Annotated in this window: 21 protein-coding genes; 18 read left to right on the top strand and 3 right to left on the bottom strand. The window is 67.1% G+C overall.

Annotated elements, in window-relative coordinates; translation table 11 throughout:
• Positions 1 to 277, top strand: a 277-nt coding sequence (locus tag J0J10_RS13610) for a hypothetical protein (RefSeq protein WP_291647037.1), incomplete at its 5' end; no start/stop codon positions are given.
• 281 nt (positions 278 to 558) lie between these two features.
• On the opposite strand, the gene J0J10_RS13605 is transcribed toward J0J10_RS13610, so the two are convergent.
• Positions 559 to 1,146 carry a TetR/AcrR family transcriptional regulator gene (locus J0J10_RS13605; protein ID WP_291635479.1) on the bottom strand — a complete coding sequence of 196 codons (588 nt, stop codon included), beginning with the start codon at positions 1,144 to 1,146 and terminating at the stop codon, positions 559 to 561.
• A 227-nt stretch (positions 1,147 to 1,373) separates the two neighbouring features.
• Between J0J10_RS13605 and J0J10_RS13600 the strand changes: the two genes are divergently transcribed.
• The 5 genes from J0J10_RS13600 (at position 1,374) to J0J10_RS13580 (ending at position 7,229) form a co-directional block, all read left to right on the top strand.
• Positions 1,374 to 2,786 carry an FAD-binding oxidoreductase gene (locus tag J0J10_RS13600; protein WP_291647036.1) on the top strand — a complete coding sequence of 471 codons (1,413 nt, stop codon included), beginning with the start codon at positions 1,374 to 1,376 and terminating at the stop codon, positions 2,784 to 2,786.
• A gap of 33 nt (positions 2,787 to 2,819) precedes the next feature.
• Positions 2,820 to 3,107 (top strand): YciI family protein, encoded by a 288-nt coding sequence (locus J0J10_RS13595; protein ID WP_291647035.1) that lies wholly within the window; start codon positions 2,820 to 2,822, stop codon positions 3,105 to 3,107.
• Between the two features lie 64 nt (positions 3,108 to 3,171).
• Positions 3,172 to 3,990, top strand: coding sequence for an SDR family NAD(P)-dependent oxidoreductase (locus tag J0J10_RS13590; RefSeq protein ID WP_291647034.1), 819 nt, complete (start codon positions 3,172 to 3,174; stop codon positions 3,988 to 3,990).
• Between the two features lie 214 nt (positions 3,991 to 4,204).
• On the top strand, positions 4,205 to 5,152 hold the full coding sequence (locus J0J10_RS13585) for a TAXI family TRAP transporter solute-binding subunit (RefSeq protein WP_291635471.1): 948 nt from the start codon (positions 4,205 to 4,207) through the stop codon (positions 5,150 to 5,152).
• Positions 5,153 to 5,306: 154 nt separating this feature from the next.
• Positions 5,307 to 7,229 carry a TRAP transporter permease gene (locus tag J0J10_RS13580; protein ID WP_291647033.1) on the top strand — a complete coding sequence of 641 codons (1,923 nt, stop codon included), beginning with the start codon at positions 5,307 to 5,309 and terminating at the stop codon, positions 7,227 to 7,229.
• Positions 7,230 to 7,299: 70 nt separating this feature from the next.
• Here J0J10_RS13580 and J0J10_RS13575 read toward each other — a convergent pair whose 3' ends face one another.
• Both J0J10_RS13575 and J0J10_RS13570 read right to left on the bottom strand, forming a co-directional pair.
• Entirely contained in the window at positions 7,300 to 7,746 is a 447-nt protein-coding gene (locus J0J10_RS13575; protein WP_291647032.1) for a hypothetical protein, read from the bottom strand.
• Between the two features lie 215 nt (positions 7,747 to 7,961).
• The gene (locus J0J10_RS13570) at positions 7,962 to 8,708 is read right to left on the bottom strand and encodes a superoxide dismutase (RefSeq protein WP_291647031.1); all 747 of its coding nucleotides are present in this window, start codon (positions 8,706 to 8,708) and stop codon (positions 7,962 to 7,964) included.
• A 213-nt stretch (positions 8,709 to 8,921) separates the two neighbouring features.
• On the opposite strand from J0J10_RS13570, the gene J0J10_RS13565 reads away from it, so the two are divergent.
• The 12 genes from J0J10_RS13565 to J0J10_RS13510 all read left to right on the top strand — a co-directional run bounded on the left by J0J10_RS13565 (position 8,922) and on the right by J0J10_RS13510 (position 20,251).
• Positions 8,922 to 10,376: a methyl-accepting chemotaxis protein gene (locus tag J0J10_RS13565; RefSeq protein ID WP_291647052.1), complete on the top strand. Its 1,455-nt coding sequence runs from the start codon at positions 8,922 to 8,924 to the stop codon at positions 10,374 to 10,376.
• Positions 10,377 to 10,462: 86 nt separating this feature from the next.
• On the top strand, positions 10,463 to 10,930 hold the full coding sequence (locus tag J0J10_RS13560) for a response regulator (protein ID WP_291635464.1): 468 nt from the start codon (positions 10,463 to 10,465) through the stop codon (positions 10,928 to 10,930).
• A 157-nt stretch (positions 10,931 to 11,087) separates the two neighbouring features.
• Positions 11,088 to 11,369 (top strand): STAS domain-containing protein, encoded by a 282-nt coding sequence (locus J0J10_RS13555; RefSeq protein ID WP_291647030.1) that lies wholly within the window; start codon positions 11,088 to 11,090, stop codon positions 11,367 to 11,369.
• 5 nt (positions 11,370 to 11,374) lie between these two features.
• Positions 11,375 to 11,734, top strand: coding sequence for a response regulator (locus tag J0J10_RS13550; RefSeq protein ID WP_291647029.1), 360 nt, complete (start codon positions 11,375 to 11,377; stop codon positions 11,732 to 11,734).
• A gap of 9 nt (positions 11,735 to 11,743) precedes the next feature.
• Entirely contained in the window at positions 11,744 to 14,002 is a 2,259-nt protein-coding gene (locus J0J10_RS13545) for a chemotaxis protein CheA (protein WP_291647028.1), read from the top strand.
• Between the two features lie 2 nt (positions 14,003 to 14,004).
• A complete protein-coding gene (locus J0J10_RS13540) occupies positions 14,005 to 14,508 on the top strand; it encodes a chemotaxis protein CheW (protein ID WP_291635457.1) in 504 nt (167 codons plus the stop codon).
• Positions 14,509 to 14,596: 88 nt separating this feature from the next.
• Positions 14,597 to 16,558: a methyl-accepting chemotaxis protein gene (locus J0J10_RS13535; RefSeq protein WP_291647027.1), complete on the top strand. Its 1,962-nt coding sequence runs from the start codon at positions 14,597 to 14,599 to the stop codon at positions 16,556 to 16,558.
• Between the two features lie 24 nt (positions 16,559 to 16,582).
• Positions 16,583 to 17,431, top strand: coding sequence for a CheR family methyltransferase (locus J0J10_RS13530; protein WP_291635453.1), 849 nt, complete (start codon positions 16,583 to 16,585; stop codon positions 17,429 to 17,431).
• On the top strand, positions 17,428 to 18,021 hold the full coding sequence (locus tag J0J10_RS13525) for a chemoreceptor glutamine deamidase CheD (RefSeq protein ID WP_291635451.1): 594 nt from the start codon (positions 17,428 to 17,430) through the stop codon (positions 18,019 to 18,021). The genes J0J10_RS13530 and J0J10_RS13525 overlap by 4 nt, the downstream gene beginning before the upstream one ends.
• Entirely contained in the window at positions 18,021 to 19,139 is a 1,119-nt protein-coding gene (gene cheB / locus J0J10_RS13520; RefSeq protein ID WP_291647026.1) for a chemotaxis-specific protein-glutamate methyltransferase CheB, read from the top strand. Before J0J10_RS13525 ends, cheB begins: the two co-directional genes overlap by 1 nt.
• Before the next feature lie 10 nt (positions 19,140 to 19,149).
• The gene (locus J0J10_RS13515) at positions 19,150 to 19,536 is read left to right on the top strand and encodes a response regulator (RefSeq protein WP_291635447.1); all 387 of its coding nucleotides are present in this window, start codon (positions 19,150 to 19,152) and stop codon (positions 19,534 to 19,536) included.
• 154 nt (positions 19,537 to 19,690) lie between these two features.
• Positions 19,691 to 20,251, top strand: coding sequence for a glutathione peroxidase (locus J0J10_RS13510; RefSeq protein ID WP_291647025.1), 561 nt, complete (start codon positions 19,691 to 19,693; stop codon positions 20,249 to 20,251).
• Positions 20,252 to 20,257: the final 6 nt, after the last annotated feature.

The raw sequence follows: 20,257 nt of genomic DNA, 5'->3' as shown, positions 1-20,257 counted from the left end.
GGATGTGACGCTCCAGGCTGAACTCGTAGAACAGCGCCTCCTGCGCCACCTGCCGTTCGCCCATCATCGCGCCGCCCTCCATCCAAGGACGACTGAATCAGGACTTCATACCCGCGGCAACGACGACTTTTTCAACGGTATCGGCGCGATAAAGTCGCCGAACACACCAAATTCAACGACGGAGCCGATTTCGCGAAGCTTTCGAAAGGCTATCGGCAATTCGTCAATCTTGTGCATTGCAAACTCGTCTCAGCTAGGCGCTGCCTACATTGAGTAGTTGCCACCTAGCTGCAAGCTCCGCAACGGGCCGGAAGCTGACTCCAGTCGATGTTCGCTTAGAGCGAGGTCGGAGCGCAGATTCCTTTGCTTTGGCCTGTCGTGTGCGGCGAGAAAAGTGGGAAAGAGGCTGTCAATAAGCCCTATGAATTGGCCGCAAGTATATCTTTGCCGCCGCAAGCTAAGCCTTTGGCGGGGCTCGGTTGATGATCTTTGACTCAGCCATCATTTTTCCCGCAGATCAATCGACCCGGCGCCGCGAGCAATCGCCGGGCGCTTGGCTCAGCCCCTCCCTGTCGCCAGGCCGTTCAGCGCCAGCGTGACGTGCTCGCGGACGAACTCCGCGGTCAGCGGCTGGTGCCCGACGAGCAGCCGATAATAGAGCGGCGCATAGAGCATATCGAGGATGACATCGGGATCGGCCTCGCGGATCAGCCCGGCCGCGATGGCCGCGTGCACGATCGCGACGCCTTCCTGGCGCCGCGCCAGTACATAGCCCTCGCGGAAGGCCTGGGCGATCTCGGGATCGGACTGGCCTTCCGCGATGAGCGCGCGGACCATGTTGCCGATCGGGCCATGGAACTCCCCGGCCATGCGGTGCAGCCGGTCGAAGATGCTCGTCATGTCGAGCTGCTGCGGATAGGGCAGGGCGTTGCTCGCCTCGCGCAGGAAGGCCGACATGATCACGGCGGCGCGGTTCGGCCACCATTTGTAGATCGTTGCCTTGCTGACCTTGGCGCGCTGGGCGATCGCCTCCACCGTGGTGGCCTGCAGCCCCTCCGTCGCCAGCAGATCATAGGCCGCCGCCAGCACCGCATTCTCGGCTGCGGCACTGCGCTTGCGGCCGCGCGTTCCGGCGGACTGCGTCATGCTCTCGAGGTCCTTTCCCGCTGTCGCAGCTATTTACAATACTGAACGTTTAGTTTTTAAGCGGAGATAATCAAGTGCCGCGAGGCGCGCGAGGCAGCTCCGGCTCCGCCGCAGCCACGTCGTGCGCTGCCGGCCGCGCAATTCACCGGCAAGGAACGTGCAGGGCTCGCTTTGCGACGGGAGCTGCCCTGCGGCCTGCTGCCGGCCCGAAACGATCGAGGACGCATATGACATTCGCGGCGCAAGATGCTCCCAAGGTTCAGGCGAACGAAGCGGTCGCGCTGGTCATCGCGACCCTGGCCGATCGCTTCGGCGAGCAGGTCACGCGCAACAGCGTCATCCGGGAGCAGCACGCCAACGCCACCTCCTGGCACCCGCTCGAAGTGCCTGATGCTGTCTTCTTCGCCCGCTCGACCGAGGATATCGTGGCGGTGGTGAAGCTCTGCGCGGCGCACAAGGTGCCGCTCATCCCCTTCGGCACCGGCACTTCGCTGGAAGCCGGCGTCAACGCGCCGTTCGGCGGGATCTCGCTCGACCTCAGCCAGATGAACGCCGTCCTCGCCGTGCACGAGGAGGACATGGACTGCGTCGTCCAGGCCGGCGTGACGCGCAAGGCCCTCAATGCGCATCTGCGCGCCACCGGCCTGCATTTCCCGATCGATCCCGGCGCTGACGCCTCGCTCGGCGGCATGGCCTCGACCCGCGCCTCGGGCACCACCGCCGTCCGCTACGGCACGATGAAGGACAATATCCTCGGCCTCACCGTGGTGATGCCGGACGGCACCGTCTGCAAGACCGGCACGCGGGCGCGCAAATCCTCGGCCGGCTACGACATGACGCGACTGTTCATCGGAGCGGAAGGGACGCTCGGGGTGATCACCGAGCTGACGGTCAAGCTGCACGGCATTCCGCCGGCGGTCGTCGCGGCCGTCTGCCCCTTTCCGGATCTGGCGTCCGCCTGCAATGCGGTGATCGCCAGCATTCGCTACGGGCTGCAGCCCGGCCGCATCGAACTGGCGGATGCCTTGCAGATCCGCGCCTGCAACGCTTATTCGAAGCTCGCCATGGCGGAGACGCCGACGCTGTTCGTGGAGTTCTCCGGCCTCGAGGCCGCGGTGAACGAGCAGGTCGAGATCTTCGGGCAGATCGCGGAGGAGTTCGGCTGCCAGTCCTATGACCATGCCTCGACCCAGGACGAGCGGAATGCGCTCTGGACCGCACGGCACGATGTCTACTGGGCCTGCCTGCAGCTCCGGCCCGGCTCGAAATTCATCGCCACCGATGTCTGCGTGCCGATCTCGCGGCTGGCCGATTGCATGACCGAGACACATGAGGACATCGCGCGCAGCGGCCTCGTCGCGCCGATCGTCGGCCATGTCGGCGATGGCAATTTCCACGTCTCGATCATGGCGATGACCGAGGATGCCGAGGAGATGGCGCGGACCAAGGCCTTCATTGATCGGCTCAACCATCGCGCCATCGCCATGGACGGAACCTGCACCGGCGAGCACGGTATCGGCGAGGGCAAGCGCAGCTTCCTGCGCGACGAGCTCGGCATCACCGTCGACTATATGCGGCGCCTCAAGGCGACGCTGGATCCCCATGCGATCATGAATCCGGGCAAGGTCTTCGAGGCCTGAGAGCCGTAATCTGGAACCCATCGAGGAGACGTCATGCTGTTTGCGATCCTGTGCTTCGACAAACCCGGAGCAACCGCGCTGCGCGCCGAATTGCGGCCGAGCCATCTCGATTATCTCGCGCCGTGCCGTGAGCAGATTCTCTTCGCCGGCCCGTTCCTGGCCGAGGATGGTGCGACCTCGACCGGCAGCCTGATCGTCATCGACTGCCCGGACCGGGAGGCGGCGGAAGCGTTCGCCGCCGGCGATCCCTATGCCCGTGGTGGCTTGTTCCAGAGCGTCGATGTGCGGGCCTGGCGCAAGGTCCTGCCCGAAGGGGCCTGAGCCAGGGCCCTTCGGCGCAATTGGGCAGAAGCGAAGCGTTCGCAGGCCAGGAAAGGAAAAGGCGATGTCCGCCAGGATTGACCAGCGTTCGATCATGTCCCGTCACCGGGAGGCCGGTGCCGCGATCATTGTCACCGGCGCCGCAGGCGGAATCGGCGGCGGAATCGTCGAGCGCCTGCTGGCCGATGGCTGGCGCGTCATCGCGACCGATCTCAGCGCCTCCGCCCTCGAGCGCCTGAAAGACGGGGCGGGAGATGACGCCCTCTCGCTCGCCGCGCTGGATGTTGCCGATTCCGCGGCTGTCGATGCGCTCGCGCGGGATCTGAAGGCGCGCAGCGTCGCGGTTGCAGGCTTGGTCAATGCCGCCGGATTGCTCCAGGATGTCACGCCCTTCATGGCGATGGACGAGGCGGCTCATCGCCGAATCTGGGATGTGAACTATTTCGGGGCGCTGGCCTGCACGCGCGCATTCGGCGCCGCGATCATGGCCGGCGGCGGCGGCGCGATCGTCAACATCACCTCGATCAATGAGAGTCGCCCGCTGCCTTTGCACGCTTATGCCCCGACCAAGGTTGCGCTCGGCTCTCTGACGGCGCTGACCGCGGGTGAGTTCGGCCAGGCCGGGCTTCGCGTCAACGCCGTCGCTCCCGGTTTCACGTTGACGCCGATCATGCGGCAGAAGATCGAGGCCGGCCTGCGCGACGACAGCGCCATCAAGCAGGCGACGGCGATGGGCCGGCTTGTCGAGATCGAGGAAATCGCGGCGGTCGTCGGCTTCCTGATGTCGGATGCGGCGAGTGCCGTTTCGGGCGCCTCGATCCCGGTCGATGCGGGCTGGCTCGCGACCGCCCATTGGATGAATTTCGGCTCGGCACTCGGGTAGGCCAGGCGCTCAACGCGGCGCCGGGCGGGGCCACGATCGGCCGGCCCGGGGAACTCCGCCGCCGCCCCGTCGGGAAATCGGGGCTTGCCAGACGGGCTTCAGCCGATAGCTTCTGTCCCTGGGGGGCGCGGTCGCAAGGACCGGGCCGCCATCGGAAAGCGACCGTGCGCAAAGATGCGGCGCCGAGGGAAGAATGCTCGAGGGAGGAAGACCGATGTCACGCGTACCGAGCTATCTGTTCTGTCTGGCTACCGTCGCGACGCTGAGCCTGCCGGCTGCAGCCGCGGAAATGCGGCTGATGACCGGGCCGCAAGGCGGCGTCTGGGTGCCGCTCGGCGGCCAGCTCAAGGATCTCTGGGAAAAGGCGGTGCCGGGGCTCGCGGTTCAGGCGTTGCCGGGCGCCGGAATCGCCAATGTCCGCGCCATCGAGGAGAACAAGGCGGAGGTCGGGTTCGGCAACTCGATCTCGACCGTGGACGGGCTCGCCGGCAATGCGCCATTCCCGAAGAAGCACGAAAACATCTGCAATGTCGCTTCGCTCTATCCGCAGTATTTCCAGATGCTGGTGCCGGTCGATTCCGGGATCAAGACCGTCAAGGATCTGAAGGGCAAGGCGATCACCACCCAGCCGCGTGGCAATACGGGCGAGCTCATCACCGGGCAGCTGCTGAAGGTCCACGGGATGAGCTACAGCGACGTCAAGATCTCCTTCGTCTCCTATACGGACTCGGTCGAGCAGGTGAAGGACGGCCATGCGCAGGCCTTCTCGCTCGGCACCGCCATTCCCTCGGGCGCGGTGATGGATCTGGCCTCGGCACGCGACGTCAAGCTGCTCGACCTCTCGGCCGATCTCGACGGCATGCGCAAGCTGAACCCTGGCTACACGCTGGTGACGGTGCCGAAGGGCACCTATCCGAAGCAGGGCGAGGATGTGAAGGTGATCGGCTACGCCACCCATATCGTCGCCTCCTGCAAGCTGCCGGCCGAGCAGGTCTACGCCATGACCAAGGCGATCGCCGACAATGTCCCGGCGCTGGCGGCGACCAGCAAGGCGCTGGCGGGGCTGACGCCGAAGCTGATGGCGGAGGATGTCGGCGTGCCCTTCCACCCCGGCGCGGCGAAATTCTACAAGGAAAAGGGCATCACGGTCGCGTCGAAGTGACCGGCTCCCGACGCTCCGTGCGGACGGTTTGAAAGCCCGGCGCGCCGGCGGCGCCGGTGCGCGATCTCCAGCAGCCACCGATCCGGTCGCGCCGCTTTCGCGTGCGCGACCCTCGCCGCCTGGCGGAGGGTCGGTTCCGAGCCAGGATGCGCCCGTGGACATCAGCGTTCCCAGACCCGAATTCAAGTTCGAGTTCAGCCATGTCGGCATCGTGCGGCTGGTCACGGCGGTGATCGCCGTCGCCATGGCGCTCTATCATATGTGGGTGATCCTGCCGCCGGCGCTCGGCGGGCAGGGGACGCCGGAAGCGATCATCTTCCGCGGCACACATCTTCTGTTCGCGCTGGCGCTGACTTTCCTGATCTATCGCAGGACGGGCGCCGATGCGGCGCCGTCGTTGCTCGACTATGCTCTGCTCGCGCTCGCCGTCGCGCCGATCACCTATTTGTTCTGGAACTACGATTACATCGTCAACCGGATCTACTATGTCGACGACATGACGCCGGTCGACATGGCCATGGCGGTCCTTCTCGTCGTCCTGGTGCTCGAGGCGACGCGGCGGCTGATAGGCTGGGCGCTGCCGCTCACCGCCATCGCCTTCCTCTGCTACGCGCTGTTCGTCGCGCGGGTCGAGCCGATGCGGCTGCTCGACCAGCTCTTCATGACGACGGAAGGCGTCTTCGGCGCGCCGCTCGGCGTTTCCGCCGCCTATGTGATGATCTTCGTGCTGTTCGGCTCCTTCATGGAGCGCACCGGCACCGGCCAGCTCTTCATGGATTTCGCGCTCTCGCTGACCGGCCACACCGCCGGTGGGCCGGGCAAGGTCTCGGTGGTCTCGTCGAGCCTGTTCGGCACGATCTCGGGCAGCGCCGTCGCCAATGTCATGGTCGACGGGCCGATCTCGATCCCGCTGATGAAGCGGACCGGATTCAAGGCGCATTTCGCGGCGGGCGTCGAGGCGGTGGCCTCGACCGGCGGCCAGATCATGCCGCCGATCATGGGCGCAGCGGCCTTCGTCATGGCCGAGTTCCTCTCGGTCTCCTACGGCCAGGTGGTGATCTGGGCGCTGATCCCGGCGGTGCTCTACTATATCGCCTGTTTCGGGGCGGTGCATTTCGAGGCCAAGCGCCATGGCATCATGGGCGTGCCGCGGAGCCAGTTGCCGAGGCTCGGCACGACCTTGCGCGAGCGCGGCCATCTCTTCCTGCCGGTGCTGACCATCCTCACCGTGCTCTATTCCGGCTACAGCGCGCCGCTGGCGGCTTTGGCCGGCACGGTGCTGTGCTTCCCGGTCGCGGCGCTGCGGGCTTCGACGCGCGGCAATGTCCGGTTGCCTGTTATCATCGACGCGATGATCGACGGCGCGCGCAACGCGCTCGCCGTGGCGCTGGCCTGCGCCTGTGCCGGCATCGTCATCGGCGTCGTGGCGCTGACCGGCGCCGGCATCGTCTTCACCCAGGCGGTGATCGGCCTGTCGCAGAACTATCTGCTGCTGGCGCTGCTGCTCACGGCCGTCGCCGGCATCGTGCTCGGCATGGGCATGCCGACGACACCGGCCTATATCGTGATGACCTCGCTCCTGGTGCCGGCGCTGATCAAGCTCGGCGTGGCGATGCCGGCGGCCCATATGTTCGCCTTCTATTTCGCCATCCTGTCGGCGATCACACCGCCGGTCGCGCTCGCGGTCTTCGCCGCGGCGGGGCTCGCCAAGGCCGATCTCTGGAGCAGCGGCTGGGCGGCGGTGAAGATCGGTGCCGCCGGCTTCATCGTGCCGTTCATGTTCGTCTATGAGCCGGCCCTGCTGATGATCGGTGACTGGCCGACGATCATCTGGCGCTTCGTCTGTTCCGTGATCGGCGTCGGACTGCTCGCCGCCGGGCTGCACGGCTACCTGCTGCGCCGCGCCGCGGCGTGGGAGCGGATCGTGCTCGTCGGCATCGCCTTCTGCCTGGTCAAGCCAGACTGGATGACGGATCTGATCGGTCTCGGCGCGGCGGCGGCGATGCTGGCCTGGCAATGGCCGAGCCGGGACCGGGCTTCGGAGGCCGCCGAGGCGCAGCCCGACCCGGCGAAATAGCGCCGGGCCCGGCGCGTCGTGGTGTGACGCGCCGGGCTGAGCCTTGAACTCGCAACAGCCCGGGTAGGGGCTATTTGAACCCGATCACCATGCCGTCGACGCCCGAAGCGAGCTGCAGACCCTGGCGGCGAGCGTCGAGGCTGATGGTGACGCCCTTGTTGTTCTTGAGGACCAGGCGCCCCCGGCCGGCGCGGCCGACCGCCCAGCCTTCGCTCAACTGGACATAGGTTCCGGCGAAATCCTCGCGCTGCCTGAGCCCGTAGACCCGGCCCGTGGCGGTGAGCTTGGACGCGCCGATGCCGCCGACGCCGAGGCCGCCGACGCTGATCGGATAGTTCCGGCCGCGAAAGGACAAGGTGCCGCCGCCGAGCTGGCCCTGGCCGAGGAAGGCGATGGAGAGCGCCTCGATGCGGACGGAGCCGCTCGGCGGGCCGAGCGTGCGCTGCTGGGCGATGGCGGCGGGCGGGAGAAGCATCAGCGCGACCGCGCCGATGCGGGCAAGGCTGTTCAGTGTCACGAGCATGCTCCCTGCTAGGCGGATGCAACCTGAACGATAGAGCCGGCCAGGGTGTTCCACCAGCCGCGATCACCTTGTCGTGGCCTCGGATTCTTCAAAATGCTCGGTTTCCTCAACCCGGTCTTGCGGCCGCACCGGGGGATCAAGACCGGAGCCGTACGAAAAAATGCCCGGCCGTCGCGCCGGGCATCATGGCGGCGGGCCGTCGTCTGCGGTCAGATCGTCAGCTTGCCGGCCTTGGCGGCGGCATAGCGGGCATTGACCTTGTTCCAGTCGACCACATTCCACCAGTTCTTCAAATACTCGGCCCGGCGGTTCTGGTATTTCAGGTAATAGGCGTGCTCCCAGACATCGTTACCGATCAGGACCATCTGCTTGTCCATCAGCGGCGTATCCTGGTTGGGCTTGCTGGCGAGGGCGAGCTTGCCGTCCTTGGTCACGGTGACGAAGGCCCAGCCCGAACCGAAGACACGCAGGCCGGCCGCGTCGAAATCGGCCTTGAACTTGTCGAAGCCGCCGAGGTCGCGGGTGATCGCCGCAGCGACCTCGCCGGTCGGCGCGCCGCCGGCATTGGGGCCCATGATTTCCCAAAACATGCTGTGATTGGCATGGCCGCCGCCGGCATTGCGTACCGCGACGCGGGCGCCTTCGGGCACCTTGCCGAGATCGCCGAGCAGTTGCTGCAGCGGGGTTTGCGCAAGCACGCCATGGTCCTTCACCGCGGCGTTGAGACCCGCCACATAGGCGGCGTGGTGACGGTTGTAGTGGATGTCCATGGTGGTGGCGTCGATATTGGGTTCGAGCGCCGCTGCTTCATAGGCTCGCTTGGGCAGCGAGAAGGGTCCGGCCGGAGCGGCCGGCGCGGCAGCCTGTGCCCAGACCTTCGGGGCCAGGGCGAGGCCTGCGGCGGCGGCGCCGAAGCCGAGCAGCGAGCGGCGCGAAAGCGAAGCGAGGTGATGCATGGGACTCCTCCAGGGGCCGGTCGCCTTATGCTTGGGCTGCCGTTAGGTTATCGTGAAGAGCAAGGCTGGAATACGGCGATCGTGAGATCGGAGTTTCGGGTGGGTATGAGCATTCCATCGGCCAAAAATGGCATGATCACGGCCATTAACCGCCGATTTACTGCGTTCGTTTAGGTTCTGCCCGCCGATTGCTCATGCGGAAGCGCCGTGTCCATGCACGCCCAGGCATTGAAGACGCCTGTCCCGGCCAATGAGGAAGCGCCCGAAGCGCTGGCCGCCTCGCGTGCGGTCGTCGAGATCGCCGAACGCTTCGGCAAGCTGAGCAGCGAGATCACCGACATTTCGGGGCGGATCGGCGACGTCAATGGACAGCTCGACCGGCAGACCGACGGGCTGCACCGCGTCGTCGATTCCGTCGATCAGGTGGCGCGCGCCAATCAGGCGATCCAGCGTTCGGCCGAGGAGGCGCAGAATGCCGCCTCCGTCGTGAAGAGCGGGCTCGAGCGCGTCACCGGCGCGGTCCGGCTCGGCCTCAATGCGGCGCAGAAGGACATTGGCGAACTCTCCGACGGCGCTCAGTCGATCTCGCAGGCGCTCGCCGGCGCCGCGGACCGGGCCCACAAGCTGCGCGAGGCGAGCGAGGCGATCCAGTCGATCACCCGCGAGATCCAGCTGCTTTCGATCAATGCCGGCGTCGAGGCCGCCCGCAGCGGCGCCGCCGGACGCGGCTTCGCGGTGATCGCCGCCGCGGTCAAGCAACTCGCCGAACAGACCCGCGACGCCACGACCGCAAGCGCACGGCAGCTCGAGGCGCTCGTCGCCACCGTCGACCAGCTGGCGAGCCAGAGCGAGGCCAATGCCCTGGCGGCACGGCGCGCCAGCGAGGAGAGCCAGGGGATTTCACGCCAGATCGGCGAGCTCGACCATTTCGGCAAGTCGGTGGTCGGGCTGATCGCCGAGATCGACAGCATTTCGGCGCCGACGCGCGACAATGCGGTGGCCTTCGCCAAGGTCGGGGCGGAGCTGAAGGATCTGGTCGGCGGCGTCGAGCAGTCGAGCCACAGCCTCGAAGTCGCGGCGCGCCGGGCGACCTCGCTCGTCTCGACCAGCGAGGCGATCCTCGGCGCGATCGCCGCCTCCGGCGTGCGCACCCCGCAATCGGAGATGATCGCGACGGCGATCGAGGTGGCGACGACGATCGCCGGCATGTTCGAGCAGGCGCTCGCCGATGGCGAGATCGGCATGGCCGAGCTGTTCGACGAGGATTACCGGCCGGTACCGGGAACCAATCCGGTGCAGCAGATGACGCGCTTCGTCGCATTGACCGATCGCCTGCTGCCGCCGCTGCAGGAGAGGCTGCTCGCCGGCAACCGGCGTGTCGTGTTTTGCGTCGCGGTCGACCGCAACGGCTTCCTGCCGACGCACAACCGCAAATATGCGCAGCCGCAAGGCCCCGATCCGGTCTGGAACAATGCCAATTGCCGCAACCGGCGCCTGTTCGACGATCGCACCGGGCTGGCGGCGGCGCGCAACCAGGAGCCGTTCCTGCTGCAGACCTACAGGCGCGACATGGGCGGCGGCAATTTTCTGGTGATGGAAGATCTGTCGGCGCCGATCTTCGTCAGGGGCAGGCATTGGGGCGCTTTCCGCTTCGGGCTCAGCGTCTGAGCGGCGGATGGTGCGGCAAGCGGTTCTTGGAGTAGCGGGCCTGTGCGCCCGGATGTGGTGTTGAGTATCGGGTCGCAATCGCCGTCATGCATATCGCTCCCGCCTTTCCCAATCTCTCGGTGCTGCTGATCGACGCCAGCCCGCATTATCGGCGCATCATCCGCACGATGCTCTATCAGGCGCAGCTGCAGCGGATCTTCGAGGCGGCGGATCTCGCCGCCGCCGCGACCATGTTCATCCAGAAGCAGCCCAACATCGTCATCCTCGACTGGGATCTGCCGGACGGGGACAGCATGAAATGCCTGGCCTCGATCCGCTCCTTCAAGACCTCGCCCTTCGCCAAGGCGCCGGTGCTGGTGATGATGGAGCGACCCGACCGGCGCGCGGTCGTCCAGGCCGCCAAGCTCGGGGCGCATGAGATCATCGTCAAGCCGATCTCTCCGAACAATCTCTGGCTGCATCTGTCGGGGATCATCAACATCCCGCGCAAATACAAGGAGCAGAGCGGCGCCATCACCCTGGTGCCGCGGGCGATCAGCAACAGCCTGTTCTGAGGCCTCCATCGAACTCCGGGCATCGGCGGATCGGGAGCGTGGGCGCAGCGCCGCACGCCCCGAAACGGTCACAATCCTTCCTCGTCCGGCGAGCGCTTAGCGAAATTTTTACCAATTCCGTGACAGCGTTCGACAATTCGTCACAGGTCGAGCTGCCGTGGTCATTACCGTCTCCCTGCCGCCCCTTCTCGGCCGTTCCGAAGCTGCCGCCTTCCGCAATCAGCTCCTCGTTGCGCTCGAGCAGCGCGAAAGCGTCTGCGTCGAATGCGGAGGGGCCGGAGCCTTTCCCAGCCTCTGGATCCAGCTGCTGCACGCCGCTGCGGCCAGTGCGAAAGCGCACAATCTCAGCGTCACCCTCAAGGCGATGTCCGAGGAGTGCCGTCAGTCCTTTCAGGCGATCGGCTTCGATTTCGCCCAAAGCGCCCTCGTCCTGGAGTGAATGCGATGCGCATCCTGGCAATCGACGACACCAAGACCCTGCTCAGCCTGCTTAGCATGACGCTGCGTAATGCCGGGCATGAGGTGGCGGAGGCGGAAAATGGCGAGGAGGGCCTCGCACGCTTCGACCAGTTCAAGCCCGACCTCGTCATCACAGACCTCAACATGCCGGTGATGGACGGCATCGAGTTCACGCGCGCCTGCCGCGCGCGGCCGACCGGACAGAACACGCCGATTATCGTGCTGACCACCGAGAACGGCGCCGAGATCAAGGCGGAAGGCCGCCGCGCCGGTGCCAGTGCCTGGATGGTCAAGCCATTCGAGCCCAACACCCTGCTCGGCCTCGTCGCGCGCTACCAGAACTGAGGCGGCTTGATGGATCCTCTGGCGGAACTCAAACAGACTTTCTTCCAGGAATGCGAGGAGCTGCTCGGCGCCCTCGAGCAGAAGCTGCAGGCGCTCGACGAGGGCTCGCGCGATCCCGAGGACGTCAATGCCGCGTTCCGCGCCATCCACTCGATCAAGGGTGGGGCCGGGGCCTTCGGCTGCACCGAGCTCGTCTCGTTCGCCCATGTCTTCGAGGCTTCGCTCGACCATCTGCGTTCGGGCCGGGTAGCTCTGGACGATGCCCCGTTCAGCCTGTTTCTGCGCTGTTCGGATGCGGTTTCCGATCTCGTCGCCGCGGCGCGCAACGACGAGCCGGCGCAGGCCCGTCCGGATCTGCTGGCGGCGCTGGAAAAGGTCGGACAGGCCAAGCCGGACGCTCCGGCCGCTGTCAGCGACGAGCCCCCCGGCATCGCCGCGCTCGGCAATCTGCTCGCCATGGTCGAGGCCAAGACCGCGGCGCCGGCCGCATCGGCGCCTGCCGCCGATGATGGCTGGGACGACGAACCCGTCGCCGCCGTCGCCGCGCCCCGGCCCGGCCGGGAGGTCTGCGTCCGGATCAATCCGGACAGCGACCTGTTCCGCCGGGTGATCGAGCCGCGCGTCGTGATCGGCAGCCTGCCGGACGAGGAGATCGTCTCGGTGGCCTGCGATATGAGCCAGGTTCCGGCGCTGGAAGCGCTCGACGTCACCGATTGCCATATGCGTTTCAGCGTACTGCTGCGTACCGAGCTGCCGGTCGAGGAAATCGTCGCCAAATTCGACTTCACCCTCGCCAATGAGGAGTTCGAGGTCGAGGTCATGCCGGCCGCGGCCAATGATGACGGGCTCGACGAGATCGCGCCACCTCCCGAGGTGCCGCAGAACGTCGCCGCGGATCTCTCGGCGATCCTTGCCCGTCTCGGCCCGCCTGTCGCGCCGCTCCCGGCTGCCCCGGAGCCGTCGCCGGCGGCTTCGCTCGCGCCCGCTGCCGTCGCTCCGCCGCCGGTCGCCGCGCCGCGCCCCGCCGCCAAGCCGGCGGCGAACGACGCCGCGGCGGCACGCCAGCGCCAGGCGGTCAGCGTGCGCGTCGATCTCGACCGTATCGATCGGCTGATGAACCTGGTCGGCGAGATCGTGATCACGCAGTCGATGCTGGTCGAATGCGTCCGTTCTCTGCCCTATGACGTCTACGCCAAGACCGCCGAGGGCATCCTGACCCTGTCGCGCCAGACGCGCGAACTGCAGGACCATGTCATGGCGGTCCGCGCCCAGCCGGTGAAGGCCGTGTTCCAGCGCATGCCGCGCCTGGTGCGCGAGCTCGCCCAGACGCTCGGCAAGGAAGTGAAGCTCGTCCTCGAGGGCGAGAATACCGAGGTCGACAAGACGATCATCGAGGAGCTCGCCGACCCGCTGACCCATATGATCCGTAACTCCATGGATCACGGGCTCGAAACGCCGGAGGAGCGCATCGCCGCCGGCAAGAACCCCGAGGGCACGATCAGGCTGATCGCCGAGCATCGCGCCGGCCGGATCGTCATCTCGGTCACCGATGACGGGCGCGGCATCGGTCGCGACAGGCTGTTGGCCAAGGCCAGGTCTCGCGGCCTCGTCGGCGCCGACGAGAGGCTCGCGCCGGAGGAGATCGACCAGCTGATCTTCGCCGCCGGGCTGTCGACGGCCGATGCGGTCAGCGACATCTCCGGCCGCGGCGTCGGCATGGACGTGGTGCGGCGCAATGTCGAATCCCTCGGCGGCCGCATCAGCGTCGATTCCGAGCCGGGCCGCGGCTGCAAGTTCACGCTCGCTCTGCCGCTGACGCTTGCCGTGCTGGAAGGCATGGTGATCCGCTGCGGCGACGATCGCTATGTCATCCCGATCGCCAGCGTGATCGAGACGCAGCATCTCGCCAATACGCCGATCGAAAGGCTGACCTTCGGCCAGGAAGTGCTGCGCTGGCGCGGCGAGGTCACGCCGCTCTACCGGCTCGGCGCGGTGATGGGCTCGTCCGGGACGCGCGACGAGAACATCATCATCATCGCCGAGACGGAGCGCGGCGGAAATGTCGGCATCGCGGTCGACGAGATCGTCGGCCAGCAGCAGGTCGTCGTGAAGAGCCTCGAAGCCAATTACGGCACGGTCAACGGCGCCTCGGCGGCGACGATCCTCGGCGATGGCCTGGTCGCCCTCATCCTCGACGTCGACTCGATGCTGCGCCTGGCGGCGGCCGGCGGTCGCCCAACTGCTCCCGAACTCAAATTGGCTGGATGACCATGACCCTGCAACTCGGCGAAAAGCATTTCACCTCGGCCCAGCCCGAATCGGCCGCGCGCCGGATCGTCACCTTCCGCGTCGGCGACCGGACCTTCGGCATCGATGTCGGCATGGTCCGCGAGATCAAGGGCTGGCAGGCGACGACGCCGCTGCCGCATGCCGCTCCGCATGTGCGCGGCGTGCTCAATCTGCGCGGCGTGATCCTCGCCGTCTACGATCTGCGCACCGCGATTGGACTTGGCGTCACCGATGCGACCGCGACCCATGTCATCGTCGTCGTCGATGTCGAGGACAAGACTGCCGGCCTGCTCGTCGATTCGGTCTCCGACATCGTCGACGTGCCGGTCAGTGCGGTGCGTCCGGCGCCGGATCTGGAGCGCGACGAGCACGGCCTGATCGAGGGACTCGTGCTGCTCGACACCGATATCGTGGCGCTGCTCGACCTCGCGGCGGTGATCAAGGACGGCGGCGACGCCCAGGCCCGGCAGGCACGCGCCAACTGAATCGCCGAGCGATCGCCCAAGGACGCCCGCCACCGCGCCAGAGGAAGCTGTCCGGCCTGCGACCGCCCCGAAGAAACCAACAGAGCCGATGAGCATGATGCCGGCGGGCCTTTCGAAACTGACCTTCAAACTGCCGGCGCTCTTCGCCGGCGGGGCTCTGCTCGCCGCCACCGGGGTCACGATCGCGGTGCAGCAGGCGACTGCGGCGAAGCTTGCAGCGCTCGGCCTCGCCGGTCCGCAGGCCGAAACCGTGACCGCCGCCATGCTCGGCCCGGCGCTGGTCTTCGGCACTGCCGGGATCGCCGTCGCCGCCGGGCTCGGCTGGCTCGTCGCGCGCTCGCTCGCGCGGCCGCTGGTGGCGATGCGCGCGGGCGCCGAGCAACTGGCGCAGGGCAAGGAAGCCGACCTGCCGGAACTTGCGCGTCAGGATGAGGTCGGCGATCTCGCCCGCAGCCTGCAGCAGCTTCAGGACAGCAGCGTCGAAGCCAGCCGGATTCGTGCAGCGCTCGACGGTTGCCGTACCAACATCATGGTCTGCGACGCGCAGGGTCGTGTCGTCTTTGCCAACCGGTCGCTGCTGAAGTTCTTCGCCGAGGCGCAGGACGATTTCCGTATCGCCTTTCCCGGCATTTCCGCCAAGGACATGCTCGGCAAGGTGATGGACGTCTTCCACCACCAGTCGTCCGGCGGGTTCGTGGCCGGCGGCATGCGCTCGCTGCGCTTCGCGCTCGGGCGGCGCACGGTCGCGCTGACCCTGAGCCAGATGGTGCAGGCGGACGGCCGGCTGCTCGGCGCGACCATGGAGTGGCGCGAGCTGACGGACGAGGTCGCGGCAGCCAACGAGGTCGCCGATGTCGTCTCCGCCGCGGCCGAAGGCGACTTCTCGCGGCGTATCCCGCTCGCCGGCAAGTCCGATGCGCTCGCCCGCATCGCCGAGGGCATCAACCAGATCAACGATATCGTCGACAGCGGCGTCGGCGAATTCGCCGAGGTCCTAGCCGGGCTGGCGGAAGGGGATCTGACCCAGCGTGTCGTTGGCGACTATCAGGGCCGGCTCGCCGAACTGAAGCGCGGGCTGAACGAGACGATGGCGCGGCTGGCGCAGACCGTCTCGGGCATCCAGGCGACCTCCGGTCATGTCGCGACCACCGCCGCCGAGATCCGCAGCGGGGCTGCCGACCTCGCCCAGCGTACCGAGGACAGCGCTGCCAGCCTCGAGCAGACCGCGGCGACGACCGAGCAGCTCGCCGCCTCGGTCAAGCAGAGCGCGTCGCGCTCGCGCACGGCGACGGAGCGCGCCGGCGAGGCGATGGGCGTGGCCGAGGCAGGGCAGAAGGTCGTCGCGGACGCGATCCGCGCGATCGAGCGGATCGAGCAGTCCTCGGCGCGGATCTCCGATATCGTCTCGGTCATCGACGGCATCGCCTTCCAGACCAATCTTCTGGCTTTGAACGCCGCGGTCGAGGCGGCTCGCGCCGGCGAGGCCGGCAAGGGCTTCGCGGTCGTCGCCTCCGAGGTCCGCACCCTGGCGCAGCGTTCGAGCCAGGCGGCAAAGGACATCAAGGGGCTGATCGCCGCTTCCAACGAGCAGGTCGCCGACGGGGTTCGTTTCGTGCGCCATACCGGCGATGCGCTGAACCAGATCGTCACCGCGGCGGGGCAGGTGACGAGCACGGTCGCCGAGATCTCCGAGGCCACCGCCGAGCAGGCCGGCGGCATCGCGGAAATGAGCCAGGCCGTGGCGCATATGGACGAGGCGACGCAGCAGAATGCCGCGCTGGCCGAGCAGAGCGCCGGATCGGCGAACAGCCTCGCCAGCCAGATCGAGGCACTGCGGAACCTCGTCGCCTTCTTCCATACCGAACAGGCCTCGAGCCGAGGCCTGCCGATGCCGGCCGTCCCCCATGTGCCTGCGCCGCGCCAGAACTCGGCCTCGCAGCGTCCGGCGCCGGCGACGCCTTCCCGCGGCAGCGACAACCGTTTCCGGCCCGAGCCGCCGCGCCGCAAGGTCGCAGCCGGCGGGCGGCGCGACGAATGGGCGGAGTTTTAAGCGTTGCGGGTGCAGAGTCAGACCATGCTAGCCCCCAGCCCCCCGGCCGAAGCCACCCTGACGCGCGACGATATGGGTTTCGTCGCCAGACTGGTCTACGAGCATGCCGGCATCGTCATCCGCGAGCACAAGGAGGCGATGACGCGCGGCCGGCTGGCCCGCCGCGTCAAGGCACTCGGGATGAGCTCCGTCGCTGAGTACTGCGCCTTCCTGAAGACGCCGGCGGCGATCGACGAGATCCCCGAGCTGATCAACGCCGTCACCACCAACCACACCGCCTTCTTTCGCGAGCGGCATCATTTCGACCATTTGCGCGCTGAGGTCCTGCCACGCCTGATCCAGGAGCGTGCCGCCCGGCGGGGGCGCATCCGGATCTGGTCCTCGGCCTGTTCCTCGGGCGAGGAGGCCTACAGCATCGCCGCCGTTTCGCGCGATGCGATCGGCCATCGCGGCGATCTCGATTTCAGGATCCTGGCGACCGATATCGACACCGACATCCTCGACCGCGCCGCCGCCGGGGTCTATCCGCTCGAACAGTTCGAGCGCCTTCCCGGCGATCTGCGTCCGCTGCTGCGGAACGAGGCCAATCCCATGCGCGGAGAGGCCCGGATCAGCGAGGATCTCAAACGGCTTATCGCCTTCAAGCGGCTCAACCTGATCGAGCCCTGGCCGATGCGCGGCGCCTTCGACGTCGTCTTCTGCCGCAACGTCTTCATCTATTTCGACACGCCGACCAAGGCGGCGATCCTCGATCGCTTCGTCGGGCTCATCCAGCCCGGCGGCTTCCTCTATCTCGGCCATTCGGAATCCCTGCCGCAGCCCCATCCCGGGCTCCGGCTCATCGGCCGGACGATCTACGAGCGCATCCCATGACCCTGGCCCGATCCTCGCGGCGCTATTTCGATCCGCGCTTCGATGCGACCATCATCACGGTCGCGCCGGGCGAGCACGAGATCACCTCGGCGAAGGACGAGATCGTGGCGACGGTGCTCGGATCCTGCATCTCCGTCTGCATGCGCGATCCCCAGGCCGGGGTCGGCGGGCTCAACCATTTCCTGCTGCCGAAGAACAATGGCGGTTCAGACACCCATGCCGGCGAGCGCTATGGCGACACCGCCATGGAGGTGCTGATCAACGGGCTGATGAAGCGCGGCGCAAGGCGCAACCAGCTCGAGGCCAAGGTTTTCGGCGGTGCCCGCGTGCTCTCCGGCGCCACCATGCTGGCGATCGGCGAAGGCAATATCACCTTCGTCAACGAGTTCCTCGCCCGCGAGGGCATCCCGGTCGTCTCCAAGGACGTCGGCGGCACGCGCTCGCGCCGCATCCATTACCAGCCTTCCACCGGCCGTGCCTGGGTCCAGCACGTGCAGCAGGCCGCGCGCGATCCCGAACGGGAGCAGGAGCTCGCTTACCTCAACCGTCTCAAGACCCAGCCGGTGGCGGGCGAAGTGGAGATCTGGTGATGGGCATGCAATCCGCTTCGGCCGGTCCGGTAAAGGTCCTGGTCGTCGACGATTCCGTGCTGATGCAGAAGCTGATGACGCAGATCGTCAACGCGACGCCCGGATTCCAGGTGATCGGCGTCGCCGGCAGCGCCGAGGAAGGCTGGGACGCGATCCAGGAATTGCGGCCCGACATCCTGACGCTCGATCTCGAACTGCCCGGCCGGCACGGGCTGAAGCTGCTCGCCCGCGTGCTGAAGCAGGATCCGCTGCCGGTGCTGATCGTCTCGGCCTTTGGCGGCCCGGGCGCCGACAACACCATCCAGGCGCTGGAGCTGGGAGCGATCGACTTCATCGAGAAGCCGGACGGCACCACCCATACGCTCGAAGGCTTCATGAAGCATGTCGGCACGGCGCTGCAGCGGGCTTCGGCCAGCCGCCGCCTGCTCTTGGCGGCGCGTGCCACGACGCAGGGCGCGGTCGGCGCCAGAACTCCGATCCCGAGTCGCCCGGCCATCTCCCGCGAGATCTGCCGTACGGCCGGCAAGGCGCCGCTGATCGCGATCGGAGCATCGACCGGCGGCGTCCCGGCCGTCCAGGTGGTGATGCGCGATCTCGCCTTCACGCGGCTGCCGATCGTCGTCGTCCAGCACATGCCGGCCGGCTATACCGCGAAGTTCGCGGCCAGGCTCGCGGCGGCGACGGGCCTCGATGTCCGCGAGGCCGCCGATGGCGACCGGCTGAGGCCGGGCATGGCGGTGGTCGCCCCCGGCGGCCATCGCCATCTCGAGATAGAGGAGCGCCGCGGCGAGTTCGTCTGCGTGCTCAGGGAAGGCCCCCTGGTCAGCGGGCATTGTCCTTCCGTCGACGTGATGTTCCACTCGGTGGCGCGGGCCGCCGGCGCCCAGGCCGTCGGCGTGCTGCTCACCGGAATGGGACGCGATGGCGCTGACGGTTTGTTAGCCATGCGCAAAGCCGGGGCCGAAACATTAATCCAAAGCGGCGAGACCTGTGTGGTAAACGGGATGCCGAAAGCCGCGTTCGAGATCGGCGCCGCTGACCGGGCCGTCGCGCTCGACCAGATCGGTGGCGTCGTCGCGGGGCTGATCGGCGACAGGCCGCATCAGCGCACCGCCTGAGGAGAGTGTTATGACAAAGGCGAGAAGCGATTATCGCATCCTCGTGGTGGACGACCAGAAGAGCATGCGCGGCCTCGCGACCTATTTTCTGAAGCAGATCGAGTTCCAGGATATCGACGAGGCCGAGAACGCCCGCGAGGCGCTGATGAAGATGCAGGTCAAGCGCTATGATCTGCTGCTGCTCGACTGGAATATGGACGGGATGAGCGGCATCGACCTGCTGCGCGCCATCCGCTCGGTGCCCGAGCTCAACCAGATCAAGATCATCATGGCGACCTCCGAGCGCTCGGTCGACAAGATGGACGAGGCGACGACCAATGGCGCCGACCATTACGTCGTGAAGCCCTACGAGCTGCGCGACCTCGAAGTCCGCGTGAAGAAGGTCCTGGCCTGCTGAGGCCCGGACCGGATCTTGTTTTTTCCGCGAAGCCCCGGCCGCAAGGCCGGGGCTTCGCCGTCCCTGGCGAGCGGCTGAGGCGGTACCAAAAAACCTGCTCCCGCCGAGGCTGATTTTACATTACAGTGCCTGCCGACCTTGCGGGAGCCAGCCCATGCGCCTCCACCGCCGCCATCTGCTCGCCTTGCTCGCCTGTCCGCTGTTCGCCGAGGTGAAGGCGGCGCAGGGAGAGAACAACGCCTATGCCTTCAGCTTCGACAGGGCGGAGGGTGGCCGGGTCCCGCTCGAAGCCTATCGCGGCAAACCCATCCTGATCGTCAACACCGCGACGCGCTGCGGCCTTGCCGGCCAGTTCGCCGGGCTGGAGCAGCTCTGGCAGCGCTATCGCACCCGCGGGCTGATGCTGATCGCGGTGCCGAGCAATGATTTCGGCGGCCAGGAGCCGCTTGCCGGGGCCGCCATCGCCGAGGCGGTGCGGCAGAGCCATGGCGCGAGCTATCTGATCACCGAGAAGGTCGCGGTGCGCGGCGAGGCGGCCCACCCCTTCTATCGCTGGGCGGCGAGCCAGCGGCCGGCCGAGACCCCGACCTGGAACTTCCACAAATACCTGATCGGCCGTGATGGCAGTCTCGCCGGCAGCTTCAGCTCGCGCACCGACCCGGTCTCGCCCGAACTCGTCCAGGCGATCGGGCAGGCGCTGGAGAAGCGGCGCTGACGAGAA

Origin of the sequence: Allobosea sp., assembly GCF_017308075.1 — a bacterium.
Classification (GTDB): domain Bacteria; phylum Pseudomonadota; class Alphaproteobacteria; order Rhizobiales; family Beijerinckiaceae; genus Allobosea.
Note: the sequence above shows the minus strand (reverse complement) of the source record. Positions and strands in the feature narration are given on the sequence as shown.